The 21,075-nt window shown below is 62.5% G+C and carries 17 protein-coding genes and 1 pseudogene; 7 read left to right on the top strand and 11 right to left on the bottom strand.

The features are described from left to right. Positions 1 to 89 precede the first annotated feature (89 nt). Together BJI47_RS16595 and BJI47_RS16590 are read left to right on the top strand one after the other, a co-directional pair. Positions 90 to 965 (top strand): ribokinase, encoded by an 876-nt coding sequence (locus tag BJI47_RS16595; RefSeq protein WP_088944847.1) that lies wholly within the window; start codon positions 90 to 92, stop codon positions 963 to 965. Next, complete coding sequence (locus BJI47_RS16590) at positions 962 to 1,852, top strand: LysR family transcriptional regulator (RefSeq protein ID WP_088944752.1); 891 nt, start codon at positions 962 to 964, stop codon at positions 1,850 to 1,852. Before BJI47_RS16595 ends, BJI47_RS16590 begins: the two co-directional genes overlap by 4 nt. 79 nt (positions 1,853 to 1,931) lie before the next feature. On the opposite strand, the gene crcB (BJI47_RS16585) is transcribed toward BJI47_RS16590, so the two are convergent. After that, a complete protein-coding gene (gene crcB / locus BJI47_RS16585; RefSeq protein ID WP_088944751.1) occupies positions 1,932 to 2,303 on the bottom strand; it encodes a fluoride efflux transporter CrcB in 372 nt (123 codons plus the stop codon). After that, positions 2,300 to 2,851: a fluoride efflux transporter CrcB gene (gene crcB / locus BJI47_RS16580; protein ID WP_368655900.1), complete on the bottom strand. Its 552-nt coding sequence runs from the start codon at positions 2,849 to 2,851 to the stop codon at positions 2,300 to 2,302. The genes crcB (BJI47_RS16585) and crcB (BJI47_RS16580) overlap by 4 nt, the downstream gene beginning before the upstream one ends. 18 nt (positions 2,852 to 2,869) lie before the next feature. Here crcB (BJI47_RS16580) and BJI47_RS16575 point away from each other — a divergent pair, with 18 nt between their 5' ends. The 5 genes and pseudogenes from BJI47_RS16575 (at position 2,870) to BJI47_RS16560 (ending at position 8,432) form a co-directional block, all read left to right on the top strand. After that, positions 2,870 to 4,975, top strand: coding sequence for an ATP-dependent DNA helicase RecQ (locus BJI47_RS16575; protein WP_088944845.1), 2,106 nt, complete (start codon positions 2,870 to 2,872; stop codon positions 4,973 to 4,975). A gap of 135 nt (positions 4,976 to 5,110) precedes the next feature. Continuing rightward, positions 5,111 to 5,683: pseudogene (gene ectA, locus BJI47_RS24735) on the top strand (diaminobutyrate acetyltransferase); the annotation flags it as partial. 48 nt (positions 5,684 to 5,731) lie between these two features. After that, positions 5,732 to 7,006, top strand: coding sequence for a diaminobutyrate--2-oxoglutarate transaminase (ectB, locus tag BJI47_RS16570; RefSeq protein WP_254900655.1), 1,275 nt, complete (start codon positions 5,732 to 5,734; stop codon positions 7,004 to 7,006). A 45-nt stretch (positions 7,007 to 7,051) separates the two neighbouring features. Then, complete coding sequence (locus tag BJI47_RS16565; RefSeq protein WP_088944750.1) at positions 7,052 to 7,450, top strand: ectoine synthase; 399 nt, start codon at positions 7,052 to 7,054, stop codon at positions 7,448 to 7,450. A 118-nt stretch (positions 7,451 to 7,568) separates the two neighbouring features. Further along, complete coding sequence (locus BJI47_RS16560) at positions 7,569 to 8,432, top strand: Sir2 family NAD-dependent protein deacetylase (RefSeq protein WP_254900640.1); 864 nt, start codon at positions 7,569 to 7,571, stop codon at positions 8,430 to 8,432. Here BJI47_RS16560 and proB read toward each other — a convergent pair whose 3' ends face one another. The 9 genes from proB to BJI47_RS16515 form a co-directional block, all read right to left on the bottom strand. Beyond that, positions 8,433 to 9,539 carry a glutamate 5-kinase gene (gene proB / locus BJI47_RS16555; RefSeq protein ID WP_088944842.1) on the bottom strand — a complete coding sequence of 369 codons (1,107 nt, stop codon included), beginning with the start codon at positions 9,537 to 9,539 and terminating at the stop codon, positions 8,433 to 8,435. 40 nt (positions 9,540 to 9,579) lie between these two features. After that, entirely contained in the window at positions 9,580 to 11,028 is a 1,449-nt protein-coding gene (gene obgE, locus BJI47_RS16550; RefSeq protein ID WP_088944749.1) for a GTPase ObgE, read from the bottom strand. A gap of 181 nt (positions 11,029 to 11,209) precedes the next feature. Then, the gene (gene rpmA / locus BJI47_RS16545; RefSeq protein WP_072802495.1) at positions 11,210 to 11,473 is read right to left on the bottom strand and encodes a 50S ribosomal protein L27; all 264 of its coding nucleotides are present in this window, start codon (positions 11,471 to 11,473) and stop codon (positions 11,210 to 11,212) included. Between the two features lie 60 nt (positions 11,474 to 11,533). Beyond that, positions 11,534 to 11,845, bottom strand: coding sequence for a 50S ribosomal protein L21 (gene rplU / locus BJI47_RS16540; RefSeq protein WP_084344673.1), 312 nt, complete (start codon positions 11,843 to 11,845; stop codon positions 11,534 to 11,536). 231 nt (positions 11,846 to 12,076) lie between these two features. Next, a complete protein-coding gene (locus tag BJI47_RS16535) occupies positions 12,077 to 15,505 on the bottom strand; it encodes a translation initiation factor IF-2 N-terminal domain-containing protein (RefSeq protein ID WP_088944748.1) in 3,429 nt (1,142 codons plus the stop codon). Positions 15,506 to 16,013: 508 nt separating this feature from the next. Continuing rightward, positions 16,014 to 16,427, bottom strand: coding sequence for a nucleoside-diphosphate kinase (ndk, locus tag BJI47_RS16530; RefSeq protein ID WP_084344669.1), 414 nt, complete (start codon positions 16,425 to 16,427; stop codon positions 16,014 to 16,016). An 81-nt stretch (positions 16,428 to 16,508) separates the two neighbouring features. After that, positions 16,509 to 16,913 (bottom strand): DUF4233 domain-containing protein, encoded by a 405-nt coding sequence (locus tag BJI47_RS16525; RefSeq protein WP_088944747.1) that lies wholly within the window; start codon positions 16,911 to 16,913, stop codon positions 16,509 to 16,511. Then, a complete protein-coding gene (locus BJI47_RS16520) occupies positions 16,910 to 18,289 on the bottom strand; it encodes a folylpolyglutamate synthase/dihydrofolate synthase family protein (protein ID WP_088944841.1) in 1,380 nt (459 codons plus the stop codon). Before BJI47_RS16520 ends, BJI47_RS16525 begins: the two co-directional genes overlap by 4 nt. A 44-nt stretch (positions 18,290 to 18,333) precedes the next feature. Further along, on the bottom strand, positions 18,334 to 21,036 hold the full coding sequence (locus BJI47_RS16515; protein WP_088944746.1) for a valine--tRNA ligase: 2,703 nt from the start codon (positions 21,034 to 21,036) through the stop codon (positions 18,334 to 18,336). Positions 21,037 to 21,075: the final 39 nt, after the last annotated feature.

Here is a 21,075-nt window from a genome sequence, read left to right as displayed (position 1 = left end):
ATGGAGCAGTTGCAGATTGTCAACAATCTGCAACGTGCAAACTGCATGCTCGTATACAGGACATCGCGGACGCCGCATATCGTCGGATGATGACGACTCCGCGCATCGTTGTCCTGGGCAGTATCAACATGGACCTGACGACAACGACTCGACGCCTACCCGAGCCCGGCGAAACCGTCCTGGGTGACTCCTTCGACACCGCGCAGGGAGGAAAGGGAGCGAATCAAGCCATCGCGGCGGCACGGGCAGGCGCCGACGCAGCATTCCTCGGGGCGGTAGGTGACGACACATTCGCTGCCGACCTCGAACGAAGTGTCATCGAAGCCGGTGTCGACGCGTCCGGACTCCGACGCACCGATGATCCGAGCGGAATCGCAGTTGTGACCGTCGACCGTCACGGGGAGAACTCGATCGTCGTCGTCCCGGGCGCCAACGCCACGATGTCCACCTTGACCGATCATGAACTCGATATCATCGCCGCCGCGGATATCCTGCTGTGCCAGTTGGAGATTCCCCTCGACACGGTCGTGGCCGGTGCGATTCACGCCCGAGCTCACGACACTGTGGTCATGCTGAACCCCTCTCCCGTTCGACCACTCCCGGAGGCCCTCGTCGACGTCGTGGACGTCCTGATCGTCAACGAGTCCGAAGCCGACGCAGTCGGCGACAGTGTTCTCGATCGCATTGCGCACGTCGTCACCACGCTCGGCGCCAACGGCGCTCGGTACCGCGGACCGGCGTCGACGTTTCACGCTCGAGCGCCACGGGTCGACGCCATCGACACCACCGGTGCCGGAGATGCCTTCACCGGGGCTTTGGCTGCCCGCTGGCTACAGGGTCCCGAAGAATCAGTCCGATGGGCCTGTGCAGCAGGGGCATTGGCTGCTACGCGTCGTGGCACCGGAGCGTCTTCGGGATCGCGAGCGGATATCGACGCGCTCATCGCGGATGCAGCCCGACGATGACACTGTCCCCACGGGTCCCCGATCTCGCCGCGCTCGACGTGATGGTCTCGGTCGCACGGCTGGGCAGCATGAGCGCGGCCGGACGGGAACACGGATTGAGTCAGCAAGCGGTCAGCGCACGAATTCGGGCAGCCGAGCGCGACATCGGTCTCCGCGTGTTCGACCGCACCAGCAGCGGCGTGGTGCTCACTCCCGAAGGTGTCGCTGTTCTCGAGTGGGCAGGGAACGTTCTCGGCGCCGCCGAAAAGTTCGCGACGGGTGTCCAATCCCTCCTGCGGGAGGAAAATGCAAGCCTCACCGTGGCCGCGAGCATGACTGTCGCAGAGCATCTGTTGCCGGGCTGGATCGTCCTGATGCGGGCTCGGTTTCCGGACGTGCGAACGCAGATGCGTTTGATGAACTCGGCCGAGGTTGCCCACCATGTCCTCGCGGGTCGAGCCGACATCGGATTCGTCGAAGGACCGCAGATCCCGGACGGCCTCGGGATTTGCGTCGTGGCGACCGACGAACTCGTCGTCGTCGTCCCACCGCAGCACCCGTGGGTGTCACGAGAGTCAATCACCGTCGATGAACTGGCCGCAACAGCACTCGTCCAACGCGAACTCGGATCGGGCTCGCGCACCACCTACGAGAGCACCGTGCACCCGACGGTTCCGCCGCTGCTCGAACTCAACTCGGTCACCGCGATAAAATCGGCGGTGGTGACTGCGAACGCGCCGACGGTCCTGTCTTCGCTGGCGGTCGCAGCCGACCTTCGCGACGGCCGATTGACACGCATCGACGCCGTGACGATGCCGCGGGAACTGTGCGCGGTGTGGGATCTGCGTGAACCTCTTCGTGGCCCACGCCGAGACTTCCTCGACATCGCCACCTCACAGCGGACCTGACGGACATTGGAGACGATCGAACTGTGCCGCAACCTACGGCGACGATACGTCTCGCGGCCGAGGATCGCTCCGTCCTTTTTCAGACGAAGCCTGCGAGCACGAACCCTGCGGCACAGGCTCCGACCGAACCAGCCAGGGTTCCGACCGCTGTGGCCAGCGCGAGCGAACGTCTACCGACCTGAACGAGTCGGACAGTTTCGAAGCTCGCCGTACTGAAGGTCGTGTATCCGCCGCAGAACCCGGTGCCGATGATCGTCTGCAGATCGGTCGACCCTTGCGCGAACACGACAAGTCCGGCAAGAAATCCGACGAACAGGGATCCAGAAATGTTGATGCCGACTGTCGCCCACGGGAACAGTGTTCCCTGCACCTTGGATTTGACGAAGGAATCGACAACGAATCGGCAGACTGCTCCGAGCGCGCCTGCCAGCGCCATCAGCAGGACGATCACCTCGCCGACCGATCGAAATGGATCGAAGCGCCCACGACGATCCCCGCCCACGCCGCGAGCGCACCGAGGAATACCGTCGATATTCCGTACACAAGCGCTGTCGAAAGGTGGCCGTCCCTTGTGAGTAGTACCGCTTCGAGCGCAAACGTGCTGTATGTGGTGAAAGCACCACAGAACCCGGTGCCTGCGAACAAGCGAATCCGTTGCCTGACACCGGCATCAGCACCGCGTCGCGCCATGTTCTCGAGCAGAACACCGAGCACGAATGCACCGAGAAGATTGATCGAAAACGTGGCAATGGGCCAGCCTCGGATCACCTGAGGGATCGCGATCTCGATTCCATAGCGCATCGCGGTGCCGATCACTCCACCGATGAAGACGAGAGCGAGTGCACTCGGCCGAAGATGCAGAGGCCTCGCAGGCGCGGTCATCTGCGCCGCGTCGTCGTCCACATCTGGATCGAACGGCAGATCTTTGTCGAACAAGAGCACCTCCTCGTGTGTTCGATGAAGCGTAATCGCCGTGCGGGCGGTGAAACTGTCGGACACGTGCGGCACGATGAACCGATGACCACCACCGAACCGTCGACGGTAGACCTGCGCGCAGATGCGGAGCGGCTCCTTCGGGAGCTGGCCGGGCCCGCTGCCAGTCTTCGCGAGGATCAGTGGACGGCAATCGAGGCGCTCGTTGTTCACCGCCGCCGCGCGCTGGTGGTGCAACGCACCGGATGGGGAAAGTCGGCGGTCTACTTCATCGCCGCAAAACTGCTCCGCGCTCAGGGACTCGGACCCACCGTCATCGTGTCGCCGTTGTTGGCACTGATGCGGAACCAGGTAGCTTCCGCCGAGCGCGCCGGTGTGCGGGCCGCAACCATCAACTCCGGGAACATGACCGAGTGGGAAGACGTCCATGCCGATGTCGCTGCGGGCAGGCTCGACGTGCTGCTCGTCAGCCCGGAACGGCTCAACAACCCGGACTTCCGAGACCAGGTACTGCCCTCGCTGGCAGCAGACGCGGGCCTCGTCGTCGTAGACGAAGCGCACTGTGTTTCCGACTGGGGACATGACTTCCGTCCCGATTACCGACGGATTCGAACGCTCATATCCGAACTGCGCGAGGGGATTCCGGTCTTGGCCACCACGGCCACTGCAAATGACCGCGTGGTCGCCGATGTCGCCGCACAACTCGGTGTCGGTGGCGGGGACACCCTCGTTCTCCGCGGAGGACTCGAACGCGAGTCGCTCCACCTGTCGGTGGTCCAGATCGAGAACTCCACCGAGCGCGCCGCGTGGCTCGCAGCTCACCTGGCCGAACTCCCGGGGTCGGGAATCATCTATGCCCTGACGGTGTCGGCAGCACGCGACCTCGCGAGCCTGCTGTCTGACCAGGGCTTCGTCGTGTCCGCGTACACCGGCCAGACCGACACCACCGAACGCGAATCGTTGGAATCGGACCTACTGAACAACGAGGTCAAGGCCCTCGTAGCCACGTCCGCGCTGGGCATGGGCTTCGACAAACCGGATCTGGGATTCGTCGTCCACATGGGCGCTCCTTCATCCCCCATCTCGTACTACCAGCAGGTCGGCCGTGCAGGTCGCGCCACCGACCGCGCCGAAGTCATCCTCCTTCCAGGCCACGAGGACAAGCAGATCTGGAGCTATTTCGCATCCGTAGCCTTCCCGCGAGAACACGTCGTACGGCAGGTCATCGACGCTCTCGACCCCGTCAAGCCGCAGTCGACCCCGGCATTGGAGCCGTTGGTGGATCTCAACCGGAGCCGACTCGAGATGGTCTTGAAGGTCCTCGACGTCGATGGTGCCGTTCAGCGAGTGCGAGGCGGATGGATCTCGACCGGTCAGTCATGGGCCTACGATGCACCGCGTTACGAGCGCCTCGAGCAAGCCAGGGACGCGGAGCAGCAGGCAATGATCGACTATCAGCGCACCGATGGGTGCCGGATGGAATTCCTGCGGAGACAGTTGGACGATCCAGGCCTCGGCGCCGAGCCGAATCCGTGTGGCCGATGCGACAACTGCACAGGAAAGGCTTACTCGACTCAGGTGGACGCAGCCGCCGTCGAGTCCGCGCGTGAACGTCTCGACCGCCCGGGACTCGACCTGCCTCCGCGAAAGCAGTGGCCCAGCGGGATGAAGAAACTCGGAGTCTCCCGCTCCGGCAAGATCACCGACGGCCCTGAACCCGGCCGGGTCCTGGGCCGCCTCACCGACCTGGGTTGGGGTGGCCGCCTGCGAGCAGCACTCGATGCACCCGACGGTCCAGCCCCCGACGCCCTCGTTCAGGCCTGTATCGCGGTGTTGGCCTCGTGGGACTGGGCGAAGAGACCGACCTCGGTGATCGCGCTGGAATCGTCGACGCATCCGATGCTGGTCCGTTCGATCGCCGGCGAATTGGCCCGCATCGGACGGCTCGACGATCTCGGAACGCTTACCCTTCGACCGGACCATCCGCGCGTGACGGCCGCGAATTCGGCATTCCGAGTGGCCGGGCTCGTCGATTCCTGGCTCGTTCCGGACCTGAACGGGGTCTCCGGACCGATCCTCCTGGTGGACTTGGTTACCGATACGGGTTGGACTTTTACTTGCGCTAGCTCCGCCCTCCGCGGCGCAGGTGCAGATTCGGTGCTCCCGTTCGCTCTGGCAACTCCGAAGTAGCAGCATTGATATCAGTAAGGCCGCACTTGGCATCGGACGGAATGGGCCGAGATATCGCACCCTCCTCGACCAGTTGTTACGGCAACAAGCCCAGTTTGTGACTAGTATCACATTCACGCTGCCACCTGCGAAAGGATGCGTGTTTTCCACACCAATTTTGCCAGGCACATGAAATGCCAAGGGCACCTTGTTACGTTTGCATTTGCTATGAAACCCGCACAGCTGAGAGCAACCACAGTCACTGCGCCGGACGCAGTGAAGTTTCGTAAGCCAAAGATCTCCGACGGAGTCCGGCTCTGGGAAATCGCAAGAGATTCAAAGGTGCTCGATCTCAACTCGAGCTATTCGTACGTTTTGTGGTGCCGAGACTTTGCAGCAACCTCGGTCGTATCCGACGTCGACTCTCGCGCAGTGGGATTCGTCACCGGCTACACCCGACAGGATTCTCCCACAACATTCTTCGTGTGGCAGGTCGCAGTCGATGCTGATCAACGGGGTAAGGGCCTTGCCGGCCGGATGCTGAACGAACTGCTCGATCGCCTTACCCCACAGGGCATCACACACCTGGAAACAACGATCAGCCCGGACAACGAAGCGTCGATCGCCCTGTTCACGGCCCTCGCTCGAACACGAGGGACCGACATTAGAAAAACAGACCTGTTCGCGCCCGATGATTTTCCTGATAGCCACGAAGCAGAGGAGCTCTACACAGTAGGGCCAGCCGACGTGCGCGCCAGCGAAAGGAACACGCAATACATGACAGACAAGACCGAGACCACCGAAAAGCCGGACGTATTCGAAACCATCGAATCCGGTGTTCGTAGCTACAGCCGCCAGTGGCCGGCAGTGTTCAAAACTGCCAAGAATTCGACGCTGACCGACGAGAACGGGCGCGATTACCTCGACTTCTTCGGCGGCGCAGGCGCACTGAACTACGGCCACAACAATCAGATCATGCAGGATGCATTGGTCGACTACATCACCAGCGACGGCATCACGCACGGCCTCGATATGTCAACGGTGGCCAAGCGTGAATTCCTCGAGACGTTCAAGAAGAACATCCTCGAACCGCGTGGCCTGGACTACAAGGTTCAGTTCCCCGGTCCGACCGGTACGAACGCCGTCGAAGCTGCGCTGAAGTTGGCGCGCAAGGTTACCGGTCGCGAGTCGATCATCAACTTCACCAACGCTTTCCACGGCATGACACTCGGTGCGCTCGCTGTCACCGGAAACTCGATGAAGCGCGCCGGCGCCGGAATCCCACTGGTGCACACCACCCCTATGCCGTATGACAACTACTTCGGTGGAGTCAACGAGGACTTCCAGTGGTTCGAGCGTGTTCTCGACGATTCGGGCAGTGGATTCAACCGTCCGGCAGCGGTCATCGTCGAAACCATTCAGGGTGAAGGCGGCATCAACGTCGCGCGGCCGGAGTGGTTGCGCGCACTGTCCGACCTCTGCTCGCGACGTGACATCTTGCTGATCGTCGACGACGTGCAGATGGGTTGCGGCCGTACCGGCCAGTTCTTCTCCTTCGAGGATTCGGGCATCACGCCGGACATCGTCACACTTTCGAAGTCCATCGGCGGCTACGGCATGCCGATGGCACTGACACTGTTCAAGCCCGAACTCGACGTCTGGGGCCCAGGCGAGCACAACGGCACCTTCCGCGGATTCAATCCCGGCTTCGTGACCTCGAAGGTCGCCATCGACCATTACTGGTCCGACGACAAGTTCGAGAAGGAGATCCTCGCGAAGGGCGAGCACATTCGTGATCGCTTCATCGCGCTGTGCGCCAAGTACGACGGCGTTTCCACTCGCGGTCGCGGCATGGTTCAGGCTCTCGTATTCGAAGATGCAGAACAAGCAGGCAAGGTCGCCAAGCTTGCTTACGACGAGCACCTGCTGGTGGAAACTGCCGGCCCGAAGGACGAGGTTGTCAAACTTCTTCCGCCGCTGACCACCACGATCGAAGAGCTCGATCGCGGACTCGACATCCTCGAAGCTGCGACAGCAAAAGTCTGCTCGTAGAACACTTCTCACGTGTCGAATGTTTGCTGAAGGGAGCTACACCACATGATCGTACGTACCACCCAGGAAATCACCGGAACTGATCGAGACATCGAGAGCGAGGATGGACAGTGGCGCAGTAAGCGCATCATCCTCGGCGGTGACAGGGTCGGATTCTCGTTCCACGAAACGACCATCAAGGCCGGGACGGTAAACAACTTTCACTATGCCAATCACGTCGAGGCTGTGTGGCTCATCGAAGGCGAAGGCACCCTCACCGATCGTGAAACCGGCGAAACCTACGAACTCGGTGCAGGATCGATGTACCTGCTGAACGGCAACGAGCGGCACACCGTCGAGCCGCGTACGCAGATGCGCATGTTGTGCGTGTTCAACCCTCCCGTAGTGGGGAACGAAACCCACGACGAGAACGGTGTGTACCCCCTCATAGAGGTTCCCACGTAGACAAGGTGTCCAGATAAGACGGGCTCCGAGTAGCTCCGCCCCGCTCGACTTCGGTCGAGCGGGGCTTCCTGCTGCTTGCGTCGATCCCCTACGTCCACGTGCGCGCTACCCTGGGGACGTGCCTGCCCCCGCTCGTTCAGCTACCGCAGCGACAACCCGATTCGGCCAGATTGTCGACCTGTTGTCAGGAAGATCCATCGCGGTCGTCTCCGGAGCCGGCATGTCCACCGATTCAGGTATCCCGGACTACCGGGGGCCGAACTCACCACCTCGCAATCCGATGACCTATCAGCAGTTCACCGGCGATCTCGAGTTCAGGCGCCACTACTGGGCACGGAACCATGTCGGCTGGCGGCATATGGATGCGGCAAGACCGAACGACGGCCACCGCGCGCTGGCCCAGCTCGAGCGCCGAGGGATTGTTTCCGGGATCATCACTCAGAACGTCGACATGTTGCACACCAAAGCAGGTAGCCGACGAGTCATCGACCTCCACGGCGTGTACGCGCGAGTACGGTGTCTGAACTGCGAGCGACTGGTTTCCCGCTTCGCTCTCGGACAACGCCTCGAGCGCGAGAACCCGGGATTCCTCGACAGCGTCGCGCCGGCCGAGGGTGTCGAGATTGCTCCCGACGCCGATGCGATCATCACCAGCACCGCACACTTCCGGATGGTCGACTGCGAGTACTGCTCCGGTGTTCTCAAACCGGACATCGTCTACTTCGGGGAGAGCGTGCCCAAGCCGAGAGTCGCCGACGCTTTCGACCTCGTCGCTCAGGCCGATGCGCTTCTGGTCGTCGGCTCCTCTTTGACGGTAATGTCGGGTCTGCGCTTCGTTCGACGCGCAGCGAAGGCCGACATTCCCATCGTGATCGTCAATCGCGGAATCACCCGGGGCGACGAGTTCGCTACTCTGACAAGCGATGCCGGGTGCTCGGAGACCCTCACCGCACTCGTGGACGCACTGCCGTCACTCGAATGATCAGACCGGCACCAGATCGTCGGCATGCACCACTGGACGCTGTAACTCGGGAGTGAGATCGCAACTGGACCTACCGAGCATTCCGGTCAGCTCAGACGCGTCGTACGCCACCACTCCCCTGGCCACCAGTTCGCCATCCGGGCCGATCAGCGACACGACGTCGCCGCCGTAGAACCGACCCTCGACGGCGGTGATTCCCGCGGACAGCAACGACCGCCGCTTCGTCGCGACCGCGTGTACGGCACCTGCGTCGAGGTATAGATCGCCTCGTGCATCCGCAGCATGACGCACCCAGAACTTGCGCGAGGACAGGCGAGTGGGACGTGCAGTGAAGGCTGTGCCCACCGCAGCCGTCGTCAGCGCTTCCGCTGCGTCGGCGGCGGCCGCCAGAAGGACCGGAACGCCTGCATCGGCCGCCAATCGGGCAGCGGACAGCTTGGACGCCATTCCACCGGTCCCGAGCGCACCGCCGGAACCGGCGACGACTCCATCGAGATCTTCCGGGCTCGCGACCTCCCGGATCAGGGTGGCGTCACCTTTGCGCGGGTCGCCGTCGTAGAGACCGTCGACGTCGGACAACAGGACCAGCGCGTCGGCACCGACGAGGTGAGCAACGAGCGCGGCGAGGCGGTCGTTGTCACCGAAGCGGATTTCCGTGGTCGCGACCGTGTCGTTCTCGTTGATTACGGCCACTGCGCCGAGCACACGCAACCGATCGAGCGTGCGCTGGGCGTTGCGATGATTCGTTCGACGCGCAATGTCCTCGGCAGTGAGCAACACCTGGCCGACCGTTCGTCCGTATCTGGCGAACGAGGTACCCCAAGCGTGTGCAAGAGCAAGCTGGCCGACGCTCGCTGCGGCCTGCTTCGTCGCGAGATCGCGAGGCCGGGTCGTCAGACCCAGTGGCGCGAGCCCGGCGCCGATCGCACCGGAGGACACCACCACGACATCGGAGCCGGCACGCATTCGTGCCTCGACCGCATCAGCCAATCGATCGAGCCTGTCGACGTCGAGTCCGCCGACCAGTGAGGTCAGTGCCGAGGAGCCGATTTTGACGACTACCCGTTTGGCACTGGCCACAGCAGTCCTGGCCCCAGTCGAATCCATTGCAACCGACGAGGATTCAGAATTCACCGGAACCTACACTTCACTCTTCGAGGTCGAGTCCGCGGCGGGCTCGACGGGCGTGTTTGCGCTCATCTGCACCGATTCGCTCCACCTGATCGAGCCTCGCGTCGGTGCCACGACCGGTCATGGTGATCTCCACACCCGCCGGTGTCTGTGGCTCCCAATCGAAGGAGACATCACCGATGGTCACGGATGCACCCGGCTGGGCGCCCTTCTTGATCAGTGCGTCCTCGACACCGAGGCGTGCGAGACGGTCAGCAAGGTAACCGACGGCTTCGTCGTTGCTGAACTGTGTCTGGCGCACCCAGCGCTCCGGGCGCGTGCCCAGAACGATGAACCCACCCTCGATATCGGGATCCTTGATGACCTGGAAACCCTCTTCGTTGCGTGCGACGGGACGTAGCACCGGTCGACGCTTCTCGGCCGGAGGGTGCGCCACTCGGTAGTCCTCGACCATTTTGGCCAGCGCGAAGATCAACGGCTTGAGGCCTTCACGGGTGACCGTCGAGATGGTGTAAACGGGCCATCCACGCGCCTCGAACTCCGGCGTCACCATCTCGGCGAGCTCGGCGGCCTCGGGGATATCAGCTTTGTTGAGCACGACGATGCGCGGTCGATCGGCCAGGTCACCCAGGCTCGCATCGCCCAACATCGCCGGCTTGTAGGCCGCCAACTCCGCTTCCAGGGCATCGACGTCCGAGACGGGATCCCGACCCGGATCCAGGGTCGCGCAGTCGACGACGTGCGCCAGAACGGCGGTACGCTCGAGATGTCGGAGGAATTCGAGACCGAGCCCCTTGCCTTCGCTCGCACCGGGAATCAATCCGGGAACGTCGGCCACCGTGTACGTGGTGTCACCGCTAGAGACGACACCGAGGTTCGGAACCAACGTGGTGAACGGGTAGTCAGCGATCTTCGGCTTCGCGGCAGAGAGCACCGATACCAGCGAGGATTTGCCCGCCGACGGGAACCCGACGAGACCGATGTCGGCGACCGACTTGAGTTCGAGCACCACATCGCGCTCGATGCCTTCTTCGCCGAGCAGCGCGAATCCAGGTGCACGACGCGCCTTCGAGGCGAGCGCAGCGTTGCCCAACCCACCGCGACCACCGGGCGCAGCAGCGTATCGAGTGCCCTCGCCGATCATGTCGGCCAGGATGCGACCGTCCTTGTCGAGCACCACAGTTCCGTCGGGCACCTTGAGGATCAGATCTTCACCGTTCGAACCTTCGCGGTTGCCGCCCATGCCTTGAGTTCCATTGCTGGCTTTGGCATGCGAGTTGAAGTGAAAGTCCAACAGCGTGTGGACATTGCTGTCGACGACGAAGATTACGCCGCCTCCCTGGCCACCGTTTCCGCCGTCTGGACCGCCGAGCGGTTTGAACTTCTCGCGGTGAACCGAAGAGCAGCCGTTGCCGCCTTTACCGGCGCTGACGTGCAGCACCACGCGGTCGATGAATCGTGACATGACTGCCTTCGATCCTTCCTCGGTCGAGTGTGCGACCGAAATATTTTTATGCCCACAAATACGATAAGGGCGGACCGGGCATTTTCACCCTGGTCCACCCTCATCGTCGAGCTCGAGCGCGTCGAGATTTTCGCGGCGTGAGCCTTGCGAAAACCATCCGACGCAGATTGTGCAGCGGAGACTAGGCCTCTACTGCGACCGGAACGATGTTCACGGTCTTGCGTCCACGCTTGGCGCCGAATTCGACTGCGCCTGCGGACAGAGCGAACAGCGTGTCGTCGCCACCACGGCCGACGTTCACGCCGGGGTGGAAGTGCGTGCCGCGCTGACGAACCAGGATCTCGCCTGCGCTGACGGTCTGGCCGCCGAAACGCTTGACGCCGAGGCGCTGAGCATTCGAATCGCGACCGTTACGGGAGCTTGATGCACCCTTCTTATGTGCCATGTTGCATACCCTCCTCGGGGTGAATGTCAGCGCTGAAAAGTCAGTACTGAACAGACCTGGTTACTTGATGCCGGTGACCTTCAGGACAGTGAGCTTCTGCCTGTGTCCCTGGCGCTTGTGGTAGCCGGTCTTGTTCTTGAACTTGTGGATGCGGATCTTCGGACCCTTGGTGTGCTCGACGACCTCACCGGTTACCGAGATCTTCGCCAGCTTGTCGGCGTCGGTGGTCAGATCGGATCCGTCTACGACGAGGACCGGAGCAAGCGAGACAGCAGTGCCGAGCGCTCCCTCGATCTTCTCGACCTTGACGAGGTCACCAACAGCGACCTTGTACTGCTTTCCGCCGGTCTTGACGATCGCGTACGTTGCCATCGGAGGGCTACCCCTTGCTTCTTCGAACTTGCTCGCATTGCCCATGGCAACGCGACTGGTCTGGATCGTGCATGTGATTCTTGCGGTATTTCGTGCGGTGTTACTTGCCACCGGGTGCGTCCGCCGCCGCACTCGACCGAAAGGCCGTCGAGGCACAGCAGAAAATTGTCACCGGCAGCGACCTTGTCAGGTTACGGCAGACGGGCAGTCGTGGTCAAACTGCCCGTCGACTCACATATCCGCGTCTACCGGTGGCCCTGCCGGGCGTGCCGCTGCCCGACGTCGGCGAGGCTTCTTCACGGGCACCTCGTCCGTGGTGGGAGCACTGGCCACCGGTTCGACGGCTGCCGTCACCGCAGGCTCCGGCAGGGCTGTCGGCTCCTCGTGTGTAGCCGGAATCACGAACACGGCAGCAGCTTCGGGAGTTTCGGCCGTCGGTGCTGCCGCCTTACGAGCAACACGGCGACCACGACGCGCTTTCACGACAGGCTCCGGCGACTCCTCGGCAACAACTGGGTCCGCAGTCTCCTCGACAGCGTTCTCCGGGACCGTGGGATCCGGCTGTACCTCGGTTGCCGCTGACCCGGTCGATGCTGCCTCGGTGTCCCTGCCCTGCACACGAGCCACCTCGGCGGCATCGATGATCTCCGGCTGCGAGGACGAACTCGGCTCCGAGTGTGCATCGAGCACCTCGGCCGGAGTGACATCATCGACAACATCGTCGTGATGCGCAGCCATGGCCAGAGCCACGGGGTGTGCACGCTTCACCGACGGGTCCGGTGTGTGCTCGTGTGCCTCGGGTTGGGCCTTCGGCGCAGAACCGTTCGTATTGTCGGACACATTGTCGAACTTGCTGTTGTCGGACTTGTCGTTGTCGGACTTGTCGTTGTCTGACTTGTCGTTGTCGGACTTGTCGCGACCGCGCCGTTTTCGCGGCGTACTCGAATCGGAGCGCGGTGAGGAGGATCGCGAGCCGTCATCGGTCTTCGCCTCGACAGGGTACGGGTGAATCATGATCCCCCGGCCCTGGCAGTGTTCGCACGTCGTCGAGAACGCTTCGATGAGACCGGTGCCCATCTTCTTACGCGTCATCTGAACGAGCCCGAGTGAAGTTACCTCGGACACCTGGTGGCGCGTCCGGTCACGACCGAGGGACTCGGTGAGACGACGCAACACGAGGTCGCGATTGGACTCGAGCACCATGTCGATGAAGTCGACCACGATCATTCCGCCGATGTCGCGGAGACGCATTTGGCGGACGATCTCTTCGGCGGCCTCCAGATTGTTCCGCGTCACGGTCTCCTCGAGGTTGCCGCCTGCACCGGTGAACTTGCCGGTGTTGACGTCGACCACGGTCATCGCTTCGGTGCGATCGATGACGAGCGTGCCCCCGGACGGCAACCAGACCTTTCGGTCGAGTGCCTTGGCCAGCTGCTCATCGACCCGGTGCGCTTCGAAGACGTCCGGTCGACCGGGCTCGGCGATGTGGCGCTCGAGCTTGTGCAGCATGTCCGCCGCTACCGTCTCGATGTACGAGGACGTCGTGTCCCAGGCCTTGTCACCTTCGATGACAAGTTTGACGAAGTCCTCGTTGAACAGGTCACGGATAACCTTGACCAGCAGATCCGGCTCCTCGTACAGCGCCTGCGGTTGAGAACCCTTGCCTGTTTCCGCCTTGGCCGACGCTTCTTCGATGGTCGCCCATTGCGTTTGCAGACGGATCACGTCCCGCGCGAGCTCTTCTTCACTGACGCCTTCGGCTGCGGTACGGATGATCACCCCGGCCTCGGGGGGAACGATGTCGCGAAGAATTTCCTTCAGACGCTTCCGCTCGGTGTCGGGCAACTTGCGGCTGATACCCGTCGAGCTGCCACCGGGTACATAGACCAAGTAGCGGCCCGCGAGCGAGAGCTGAGTCGTCAGACGTGCCCCCTTGTGCCCGACCGGATCCTTGCTCACCTGCACCAAAACCTGGTCGCCCGGCTTGAGCGCCTGTTCGATCTTGCGAGAGTTGCCACCGAGGCCTGCTGCGTCCCAATTGACCTCTCCGGCATACAGGACACCGTTACGGCCACGGCCGATATCGATGAATGCAGCTTCCATGCTCGGCAGTACGTTCTGCACGCGGCCGAGGTAGACGTTGCCGACCATCGACGCAGAGGCACTACTGGTGACGAAGTGCTCGACCAATACGCCGTCTTCGAGAACGGCGACCTGAGTGGTCACACCGTTGTCGGGGAATGACTTCTCGCGGACGACCATGACGCGGTCGACCGACTCACGACGTGCCAGGAACTCCGACTCGGTGAGAATCGGTGGCCGTCGGCGTCCGGCGTCACGTCCGTCGCGACGGCGCTGACGCTTCGCTTCGAGTCGGGTCGAGCCGGTGATCCCCTGGACCTCGTCCTTGCTGCGGGACTTGTTCCGCGGCTCGCGCTCGTGCACGACGGTGTTCGGTGGGTCGTCCTCGGTCTCGGTGGACTCGGACGAGGCGTCACCGGTGCTGCTGCGGCGACGACGACGTCTGCGGCGTCGACGACTCGAGCCGTCGGACGAATCCTCGTCGTCGTTGTCGTTGTCGTCGGCGGAGTCGACCGGCGAATCTACAGACTCTTCCGATTCCGTATCCGAAGCCTGTTTCTGGGCATCGTCGGTATCGCTGGATCTGGCGTTCGAACGACTACGACTACGGCGACGTGAACGACGCTCGCCTGCAGGCTTGTCCTCGTTCTCGGAATCGCTTTCCGAGGTGTCGGAATCGGCACTCTCGGAGTCTGCTACGTCGGATTCAGCGGTGTCGGATTCAGTGGTGTCGGATTCAGTGGAGCCGGATACGGGAGTTTCGGATTCGGACGAACGCGTGTCCGAGGATGACGACGCTGCGTCCTCACTCGAATCGTCGTCACTTTCGGTGGCATCGTCCGAATCGTCGTCCGAACTGCCGTCCGCAGACTGTTCCCCACGTCCGCGGCCACGACCACGGCGACCGCGCCGACGCCGCCTCGGCTGCGACTGATCTTCGTTGTCGTCCGAGTTGTCGGCGTCCTCGGAGGTGTCCGAGCTGTCGACTGTGTCCGATAGTTCGGATGTGTCAGCAGCTACATCCGGGGCGGCTTCGACAACGGGCTTACCGCGAACGGGAGCCTTGTCCGGCTCGATGACCGGATCGGCGACGAGACCCGATGACTCTTCGACGACGGGCGTCGACGCGGGCTCAGCGGCAGGACCTGCTGCTTTCCGGCTTCGTCGACGCTTGGGAGCCTCGACTATCGCTTCCGGCTGGAGGAACACCGGAATCGCGAACGCAGGGCGTGCGGGAGGACTGTCCACGGCCGGAACTTCGACAGCAGGCACAGGCTCGACCACGATCGGGGCGGCCGTTTCGACTGGTGCAGCCGGCGCCTCGGTCGCAGGTGAGAACGAGGAATACACCGTCTCGGCGACGTCGCGTCCAAGGCTGGACTGTGCGCTGCGCGCCTCTATTCCGAGCTCACCTAGTTTGGCGAGTACCTGTTTACTGGTGACGCCGAGAATCTTCGCGAGTGCATGCACTCGGAGGCGCTCGGGGAACGCCGGACTTCGGCTGGATGACGATTGGTCATCGACCGAACTTCCTGAGTTCGAATTCCGTACTTCTTCGGGCGGGGCTTGGTCGGCCACGTAAGTCTCCTCGGGCCCCCGGGCGCGTCCACCTGAGTCGAAGCTGGTGCGACGCGGCCACGCGAGAGCAATCCTAGTGTGCTGACGTCGGTTTGACGCCAGATCGTAAGTCGCGCTCCGCACGGAGTGCACCGTCCACAGCGAGTGGTCGGCGTACGGATGCACGGTGCCTGGCTGGATGGCTATGGTGTCCCGAGTCCGAGCGCCTGATCATCAAGCATGCCGACGCGTGGGAGGTCTTCCTACGTGATCGGCAGCGATGACGGGCATCGCACTGCGGGTGTCATCCGGTTACTTTCACGAGAACGGCACTGGCGTGACGCTCGTGTTCGGTGTTGCACAAACTGGTAACGGCAAAATTTTTTACAGAACAAACTTGTAGAGGTGAAGCGTGTGTTGTGAAAGCAACCTTCACGAGTATCCCACACCGGGTGAAGCGAACCCGCCACGCCGCTCCGATCTTGTAGTCGGCGGCATGGCGGGCGAACCCGATCAGGGCTGTAGAGAATCAGGAAAGGCTTGGAAACCACAGCGCGATCTCACGCTCGGCGGACTCGACGGAGTCCGATCCGTGCACGAGGTTCTGCTGACCGTCGAGGGCGAGATCGCCGCGGATGGTTCCTGGAACCGCCTTCTCGACCGGGTCGGTGCCTCCCCCGATCTGACGGAACGCAGCAATAGCTCTCGGTCCCTCCAACACTGCGGCGACGACGGGTCCAGAGGTGATGAACTCGAGTAGCGCAGGGAAGAACGGCCTGTCTTTATGTTCGGCGTAGTGAGCGCCGGCCAGCTCGAGTGAGACGGATTTGAGTTCCAGTGCTGCGATACTCAATCCCTTCTTCTCGATTCGGCCGAGAATCTCGCCTACGTATCGGCGGGCAACTCCATCTGGCTTGATCAGTACAAGGGTGCGCTCGGTCACGAAAGTAGACAGTAGTGGACGGACCCCGACGACCTACGCTCAGACCCACCGCGGAGTGTCCATGCCCGACAGGCCCGGGACTCAGTCTCGCTGACCTCTGAGCATGCCGCGTTCGATCCGGCGAGTGATGTCCCGCCGTAGGTACAGCAAATATATCCACACCGCGAGGAACACCACTCCCACGATTGCGATCGACAGGTGGATGAACCCACCGAGCAGAACGAACACCTGAAGCGCGAGGTTGATCTGCATTGCCTGCGGTCGTCCTTGCATACCTGCGGCAAGGATGAACGCTACGGCCATCCCCACCAGGTACAACGTAGAGAACCAGCCGAGGCCGCCGCCGACTGTCGACACGACGGGTAACGCGAGCAAAACAACGATGGCCTCGAGAACGAGGGTCCCTGCCATGACTCCGCGGAAGCCTTTCCACGGGTCGATTGCCGGCGGCTTGAACTCGCTACCGCCCTCCCCTGTCTCACTCATACGGGCTCCTTTCCGAACAATGTTCGTGCTGCTCCGGCGGTGACTACCGATCCGGTGACGATCACCCCGGCACCCGAGACAGCCTCACCGGGATCTGCAACTTCTTCGGCGAGCCCGATGGCGGTCTCGAGCGCGTCGGCGAGCGTCGGGGCGACGACCACGCGCTCGTCGCCGAACTTCGCGACGGCCAGGCCTGCGAGTTCCTCGACGTCCATCGCTCGTGGTGATCCGTTGTGCGTGACGACGATTTCGTCGAATACCGGCTCGAGCACCGTCAACATGGCCTCGACATCCTTGTCCCCCATGACACTGACGACTCCGACCAGTTTGCGGAAGTCGAATTCGTCGGTGAGAGCCGCAGCAAGCGCTCTGGCCCCGTGTGGGTTGTGTGCCGCGTCGAGAAACACTGTTGGAGCGTTGCGCACGCGTTCGAGCCTGCCAGGAATGACGATCGACGCGAATGCCGCTCGAACGATGTCCACGTCGAGTTGATGATCGGAGCCCGCGCCGAAGAACGCCTCGACCGCGGCGAGCGCCAACGATGCGTTCGTCGCCTGATGCTCTCCGTGCAGCGGTAGAAAGATATCGGTGTACACCCCGCCGAGACCTTGCAACTCGAGTTGTTGGCCGCCCACAGCGATCCGACGTGCGAGCACCCTGAATTCCGAACCCTGCCTGGCGACGGCGGCATCGGCTTCCACCGCGGCGCGCAACAGCACTTCGGCAACTTCGGGCTTCTGCTCGGCCAGGATGGCGACGGTGTCTCGCGGAACGAGTCGCTCCGGTGCCTTCTTGATGATTCCGGCTTTTTCTTTGGCGATTCCGCCGAGATCGCCCCCGAGGAACTCGACGTGGTCGATATCGATCGGGGTGATCACGGCTACTTCACCGTCTACGACGTTGGTGGCGTCCCATCTACCACCGAGTCCGACCTCCACGACGCCGACCTCGATCGGCGCTTCCGCGAATGCCGCGAACGCCATGGCAGTGGTGACCTCGAACTTGCTCATACGCGGTCCGCCTGCGGCCTCGGACTGCGCGTCGACCATCTCCACGAACGGGGCGATTTCGTTGTAGGTGTCCACGTACAGCCGGGGCGAGATCGGGATGCCGTCGATGCTGATCCGTTCGGTCGCCAATTGCAGATGCGGACTGGTGGTCCGGCCGGTTCGGCGATGAAAATGCGTCAGCAAGGCATCGATCATGCGGGTCACCGACGTTTTACCGTTGGTACCGGCAACATGGATCGACGGGTACGCCTTCTGCGGTGACCCCAGAAGGTCCATCAATGCCGCAATCCGCGCGGTCGACGGCTCGATCTTCGTCTCGGGCCACCGCTTGTCCAGTTCCGCCTCGACAAGCGCCAGCTCGGCCATGTCCACCGGACTGGGCCGGGAAGGAGCTGAATAGGATTCGGTCACTACTGCCCCATCGTTTCCAGCCGGGCATTGATTCGCGCAATCTCTTCGACCGCGATCTGCTGTCGGCTTTTGATCTTGTCGACCACGGCGTCCGGGGCCTTGGCGAGAAACGCCTCGTTGCTCAGTTTGCTCGTCGTCTGTGTCAGTTCCTTCTCGGACGCGGCGAGGTCCTTGACCAATCGCGCGCGCTCGGCGACGAGGTCGACGGTTCCCGAAGTGTCGAGTTCGACCGTCACCGTCGCCTTCGTCAGTCGAACCTCCACGGAGGCCGTAACGGTGAAATTTTCGGCAGGTTCGATCAGTCGTGCAAGAGCACGAGTGGCGTGAACCTGGTTGGACAGATCGGCGTCGGCGATCCCGACGAGCCTCGCGCCGACCTTCTGCGACGGCTTGAGACCTTGATCGCTACGGAAGCGTCGAACCTCGGTCACGAGCTTTTGCATATCTGCAACACGCTGTGCAGCAACCACATCCGCGACGTCTCCGGAAGGGGTGGGCCACGACGCGATGACGATCGACTCGCCGCCGGTCAATACCTTCCACAGCGTTTCGGTGACGAATGGGATGACCGGATGTAAGAGCCTCAGCAGCGCATCGAGCACGTTGCCGAGCACGGTGCGAGTCGAATCAGCCTGTGCGGGATCGCCGAACTGCACTTTGGCGATCTCCAAATACCAGTCGCATACTTCGTCCCACGCGAAGTGGTACAACCCCTCGCAGGCTTTGCTGAACTCGTAGCGCTCGAATGCGACGTCGACCTCGGCGCGTACTTCGTCGAGGCGATCGAGAATCCACCGGTCGGCGTCCGTCAGTTCCGCTCGCGCCGGAAGTGGTGCGGGCGCAGCGCCGTTCATCAGGGCGAACTTGGTCGCATTGAACAGCTTGTTGGCGAAGTTTCGTGAGGACTGCGCGTGATCCTCACCGACCGACAGGTCAGCACCCGGGTTTGCACCGCGAGCGAGGGTGAAACGCAACGCATCTGCCCCGAAGCGGTCGACCCAGTCGAGTGGATCGATGCCGTTTCCTCTGGACTTCGACATCTTCTTGCCGAACTGATCACGTACGAGCCCATGCAGGAAGATGTCCTTGAACGGCACCTTACTGCCGGCCTCCCCCGAACCCAGTGCCGGATCGGACGCGACGTAGGTGCCGAACATCATCATGCGGGCGACCCAGAAGAACAGAATGTCGTAGCCGGTGACCAGCACGCTGGTGGGGTAGAACTTGGCGAGCTCATCGGTCGCATCGGGCCAACCCATAGTGGAGAACGGCCACAACCCGGACGAGAACCACGTGTCGAGGACGTCGGGATCCTGCACCCAACCCTCGGGCGGCGTTTCGTCGGCGCCGAGGCACACCGTCTCACCGTTCGGGCCGTACCAGATAGGTATGCGGTGACCCCACCACAGCTGACGCGAAATGCACCAGTCGTGCATGTTGTCGACCCACGCGAACCAGCGGGGCTCCTGACTCGCCGGATGGATAGTCGTGTCGCCGTTGCGAATTGCATCGCCTGCGGCGGCTGCGAGCCCATCTACCTTGACCCACCACTGCAACGACAGTCGCGGCTCGATCGACTCACCGCTGCGTTCGGAGTGTCCGACGCTGTGCAAGTAAGGACGCTTTTCCGCAACGACGCGTCCCTGCTCGGCCAGCGCCTCACGAACCTTGACGCGGGCCTCGAACCTGTCCATGCCGTCGAACTCGGTTCCGGTGTCGGCGATCCGACCTGCCTTGTCCATGATCGTGGGCATGGGCAGGTTGTGCCGCAGACCCATCTCGAAGTCGTTGGGATCATGGGCAGGGGTGATCTTGACTGCGCCCGTGCCGAATTCGGGATCGACGTAGTCGTCGGCGATGATCGGGATCTGTCTGCCGGTGAACGGGTGCTCGAGCGTCGTTCCGAGTAGATGCTGGTAGCGGGCATCGTCCGGGTGAACTGCCACCGCAGTGTCACCGAGCATCGTCTCGACGCGAGTGGTAGCGACGATGACGTGGGGCTCGTCGTCGTTCAATGAGCCGTATCGCAACGAAACGAGCTCGCCTTCGACGTCCTCGAACTTGACTTCGATGTCGGAAATGGCTGTCTGCAGCACGGGAGACCAGTTGACCAGCCGCTCCGCCCGGTAGATCAAGCCGTCGTCGAACATTCGCTTGAAGATGGTCTGAACCGCCTTCGAGAGGCCGTCGTCCATCGTGAAGCGCTCGCGAGACCAGTCGACGCCGTCACCGATGCGGCGCATCTGGCCGCCGATGGTGCCTCCGGACTCACGCTTCCAGTCCCACACCTTGTCGATGAAGAGTTCCCGGCCGAAGTCTTCTTTGGTCTTTCCCTCGGCCGCGAGTTGCTTCTCCACCACGGTCTGCGTCGCGATACCCGCATGGTCCATCCCAGGTAGCCAGAGGACTTCGAATCCGAGCATGCGCTTACGACGGCTCAACGCGTCCATCAACGTGTGATCGAGCGCGTGACCCATGTGCAGACTTCCCGTCACGTTGGGTGGGGGAAGCACGATCGAATACGGAGGCTTGTCGCTCGTGGCGTCGGCTTCGAAGTATCCGGCGTCGACCCAGCCCTGATACAGCTCGGCCTCTACCGCGCTCGGGTCCCAGCTCTTCGGCAATCCGCCTGGGTCGCCACCGACGCTGCGGTCCTGGGCGTCGGCAGGGTTGGCTGGGTTCTCTGGCACTGAACTGGTCACCGGTCGATTCTAGTTGTCAACCGATTCGATACCGACAGG

This window comes from Rhodococcus sp. 1168 (genome assembly GCF_002091955.1).
Taxonomy (GTDB): domain Bacteria; phylum Actinomycetota; class Actinomycetes; order Mycobacteriales; family Mycobacteriaceae; genus Rhodococcoides.
This window is presented reverse-complemented; position numbering and strand designations above follow the sequence as displayed.